Origin of the sequence: uncultured Leptotrichia sp. (genome assembly GCF_938036635.1) — a bacterium.
GTDB lineage: Bacteria > Fusobacteriota > Fusobacteriia > Fusobacteriales > Leptotrichiaceae > Leptotrichia > Leptotrichia hongkongensis.
Map to the genome: position 1 here is coordinate 1 of NZ_CALHQO010000077.1, position 3,613 is coordinate 3,613.

At 30.4% G+C, this 3,613-nt stretch carries 3 protein-coding genes; all 3 read left to right on the forward strand.

Annotated elements, in window-relative coordinates; genetic code table 11:
• The first annotated feature begins 36 nt into the window (after positions 1–36).
• The 3 genes from pncB (at position 37) to mvaD (ending at position 3,489) form a co-directional block, all read left to right on the forward strand.
• On the forward strand, positions 37–1,419 hold the full coding sequence (pncB, locus tag Q0370_RS01445; RefSeq protein ID WP_299571124.1) for a nicotinate phosphoribosyltransferase: 1,383 nt from the start codon (positions 37–39) through the stop codon (positions 1,417–1,419).
• Between the two features lie 174 nt (positions 1,420–1,593).
• A complete protein-coding gene (gene mvk / locus Q0370_RS01450) occupies positions 1,594–2,484 on the forward strand; it encodes a mevalonate kinase (RefSeq protein WP_299571126.1) in 891 nt (296 codons plus the stop codon).
• A 21-nt stretch (positions 2,485–2,505) separates the two neighbouring features.
• The gene (gene mvaD / locus Q0370_RS01455; protein ID WP_299571129.1) at positions 2,506–3,489 is read left to right on the forward strand and encodes a diphosphomevalonate decarboxylase; all 984 of its coding nucleotides are present in this window, start codon (positions 2,506–2,508) and stop codon (positions 3,487–3,489) included.
• The last annotated feature ends 124 nt before the right edge of the window (positions 3,490–3,613 follow it).

The following is a 3,613-nucleotide window of genomic DNA, read 5'->3' on the forward strand; positions in this document are numbered from 1 at the left end:
GAGATAATAGAAAAAAATACAAAATGAGGTTAATTTATGGAAAAATTTTTTAAATTTTTAAATTCAGACAGATATCAGTACACAGAAAGTGAGATTTATTTAAAAAATAATATGCAAAATGAAATTGCAACTTTTGATGTATTTTTGCGTACAAAAAAAGAAAATGACTATGCTATAGTATATGGGATATCTGATGTTCTTGAGCTTATCGAGATACTTAACGAAACTTCTTATGATGATAAGAAGAAATATTTGTCAAAAATATTTGATAATTTTGATTTTATCGAATATATTGCGAATATGAAATTTACAGGTACGATAAAAGGGGTACGAGATGGAGAAATTGTTTTTTCAAATGAGCCAATACTAACGATTACTGCTCCACTTATACAAGGGAAAGTCCTTGAAACGCCTATTTTGAATATTCTTCATTTTCAGACACTTGCGGCAACAGTCACGTCTAAAATTGTGTTGGCTGCTGAAGGAAGGGGAGTACTTTCATTTGGAACAAGAAGAACAGCTGGATTTGATGCAGCGATGACAATGACAAAAGCTAGCTATATAGCTGGCTGCATATCTCATTCAAACCTTGCGGCAGAATATCTTTATGACTTGAAAAGCACAGGAACGATGACGCATGGCTTTATCCAGACTTTTGGAATGGGAGAAAGTGCTGAATACAAGGCTTTTGACGCTTTTATAAAAATGTATAGGAACAAAAATCAGGCTCTTATAATGCTAATTGATACTTATGACACTCTTGAGAGAGGAATAATTAGTGCTGTAAAGGCATTTAAAGATAATGGCATAGATGATGAATACGAAGGAATGTATGGAATAAGGATAGATTCGGGAAATTTGGAGAAATTGTCAAAAGAATGTAGGAAAATACTTGATAAAAATGGACTTTACAAGGCGAAAATTGTATTAACGAGCGGACTTGACGATAAAAAAATAGGAAATCTAATAAAAAATCAGCCAGAAGTTGATGTATTTGGAGTAGGAGATGCCATAGCATTGCCAGAAAGAGAAATAAGCACTGTCTATAAAATGTCTAAAATTAATGAAAATGACGTAATGAAAATTTCTGATGAAAGTGGAAAAACGTCATTGCCAGGAAACAAGGATTTATATAGAGTTTATGAAAATCAGAATTTTTATGATGTTGTGGCATTAGAAGAAGAAAAATTGGGAAATATAGAGAATATACAAAAAATAACGATAAATTATATTGAAAATGGTAAAAAAATAGAAAAAAATTATGAGCTTTTAGATTTAAAAAAGGCAAAGGAATATTATGACAGCAATTTGATTTACTTAAAAAAAATTTATAGCGAAAAGCTGAAAACTAGAAGAGTAAAATTATCAGAAAAATTAGAAAAATTGAAAGACAGGCTATTAAGAATAAAGACAAAATAAAAATAAATTTATATACTTACAAATTATGTTAATAAAAATTATTGGATTATCCCAATTTTTTTAGTATAATTAACTTACAATTTATAACCGAACTCTTTTAACACGAAATTTATGAAGATTTGAGATATGGGAGTTTGAAGATAATAGTCGTAACTTTAAGGAGATTAAGTGCAGATGAAAAAAGGTATTGGGAAATCACATAGTAAAATCATATTAATTGGAGAACATTCTGTCGTTTATGGTTATCCTGCCATTGCTATTCCGCTAAAAAAGATTGAAATTGAATGTGTAGTCGAAGAAGCAAAAACTAGCTTTTTTTATAACAAGACAGACACTCTTTCAGTTGCAGTTTTTACTGCATTAAGACATTTAAAAAAAGAAAATGCAAAAATAAAATACAAAGTAGTTTCCCAAATTCCACCCAAACGTGGAATGGGCTCTTCAGCTGCAGTCAGTATTGCCGCAATCCGTGCAGTATTTGACTATTTTGAGGAAAATCTGGATAATGAATTACTGGAAAAACTGGTTCATACGGCTGAAATTGTGGCTCACAAAACTCCGAGCGGGCTAGATGCAAAAACATGCCTAAGCAATAAAGCTATAAAATTCATAAAAAATAAGGGATTTTCTTACATTGACTTAAATCTTGATGCATATCTTGTAATTGCAGATACAGGCATTTATGGAAATACTGGTGAGGCAATTCAGAATGTGAAAAATTTAGGAAGTAAAGCCGATATTTTTTTAAAGAAACTAGGTGAATTGACAGATGAAATAACTAAAATCTTAACTGAAAATATTGAATCCAAAGAAGAAAAAGTTGATAAAATAGGAAAAATTATGACAAAAGCAAATACAGAACTCGGAAACTTGAATATAACCATTGAAAAAACAGACTTATTTGTAAAAACAGCAATTGAAAATGGAGCAAGTGGGGCAAAAATTTCTGGAGGAGGATTAGGAGGCTGTGTAATCGCACTTGCTAAGAATCTGGAAATTGTAGAAAAAATAAAAGATGAATTGCTAAAATGTGGAGCAGAGAATATTTGGTTGGAGAAAATTTAATAAAAAAATAAAGGAGTAAAAATGGTAAAAGTCAAATCTTATGCTAATATTGCGATTGTAAAATACTGGGGAAAAAAAGATGCAGAAAAAATGATACCTTCCACAAGTAGCATCTCTCTTACCCTTAATGATATGTTTACAGAAACAGAGATGGAATTTATAAATAATGAAGATGTTAAAATTGCAGTTGAAAAAGAAATAAAAAATAGAAATTGTGAAGGTAAATTTGGGGATATGACAGATTTGTTTTATTTGAATGGAGAGTTACAGGATAGTGTACATACAGAAAAGATTAGCAAAGTTGTGGATTTGTTTAGGGAAAATAGAAGTCAGAAGGTAAAAATTTTTACAATCAATAACATGCCAACAGCTGCTGGCCTTTCTTCCAGTTCGAGCGGTTTATCGGCTGTAATAAAGGCTTGTAATGAACTTTTTGGAAAAAATTATACACAATCTGAACTTGCACAAATTTCAAAATTTGGTTCGGGATCTTCTTCAAGAAGCTTTTTTGGACCTATTGCTGCTTGGGATAAGGATACTGGAGAAATTTATGAGGTAAGGACAGATTTGAAACTGGCGATGATTGTGCTTGTGCTGAATGAAAATAAAAAGGAAATTTCAAGTCGAAATGGAATGGAGCTTTGTGCCAAAACTTCAACATATTTTGATGAGTGGGTAAAACAATCGGAAATTGACTTTGTAAATATGAAAAAATATCTTGCTGAAAATAATTTTGAAAAAGTCGGAATTTTGACAGAAGAGAATGCTCTTAGAATGCATAAGACAACTGAAACTGCAAATCCTCCGTTTACATATTTTAATGAAAAAACTTATGAAGCAATGGATTTTGTAAAAAATTTGAGAAATAATGGAGAAAAATGTTATTTTACAATGGATGCGGGGCCTAATGTAAAGGTACTTTGTCTGGAAGAGGATTTAGAAAAATTAGCAGGAATTTTTGAAGAAAAGTATAAGATTATTGTGAGCAGGACTGTGAAATTATAATTGTGAAAATTATAGTAAAATTGCTTTAAAACAAAACTCAAAAGTTATGACTATTTTACTCAAACCCTAAATTCATATAATTTTTAGTAGTTTAATTTTAAATAGGTTTGAGTATATTTTTAAA